Origin of the sequence: Mariniflexile ostreae (assembly GCF_042427585.1) — a bacterium.
Lineage (GTDB): Bacteria > Bacteroidota > Bacteroidia > Flavobacteriales > Flavobacteriaceae > Pseudalgibacter > Pseudalgibacter ostreae.
The window spans coordinates 1-718 of the sequence record NZ_JBHMFC010000102.1 but is presented as its reverse complement, the minus strand read 5'-3'; the positions used below and the strand labels follow the sequence as shown (position 1 = coordinate 718).

General features: G+C 42.6%; 1 pseudogene. It reads left to right on the top strand.

Features of this window, described 5'->3' with window-relative positions:
- Nucleotides 1–383 precede the first annotated feature (383 nt).
- Nucleotides 384–718: pseudogene (locus ACFFU9_RS14090) on the top strand (group II intron reverse transcriptase/maturase); the annotation flags it as partial.

Here is a 718-nt window from a genome sequence, read left to right as displayed (position 1 = left end):
AAGGCTATTTAAAATAGTCAGGTAAGGATAGAAGAGATGAGCGAAAGCGAACCTTGCGATGAAGTGACGAAATGACCAGTTGTTGTCAAAACCTGATTTATATCGAGGAGTCAGGGATAAGCATAGAGGGCACCTAATTACTGTCTATGCGGCAACCGTCATAAAGCGGGCATGACTTCTATCCAGGCTTTATTGTGGAACCACAGGAAGCCTATGTGCTATGCGAAAAGGAAAACACAAGCGGGAAATACCTGTAAGTCGATTACTAATGAGCACATAGGTTGCGGATGAAGTCGTATTAGTGTTGAAACTCCTGTAATGGGAGCGGAGCGAAGGACTTCAGTTATACAGTTTAAATTTAGGAACAACTTAAAATTGTAAGGATGATTTTTAAAGAACAAACAAAGTCGATCCCCATAACCAAGGAGATGGTGTGGGAATCCTACAAGAAGGTAAAAAGTAACCAGGGAAGTGCCGGGATAGACCATCAAACCCTATCGGAATTCGATAGTGTACGTTCCAAGGAACTGTACAAGGTATGGAATAGACTGGCATCAGGAAGTTATTTTGCACCTGCGGTAAAGCGGGTCAATATACCCAAGGCAGGGGGCAAGACCCGACCTTTGGGTATTCCCACTGTAAGCGATAGGATAGCACAACAAGTAGTAAAGCACTACCTTGAACCTAGATTGGAATCCATATTTTCAGATAATTCTTA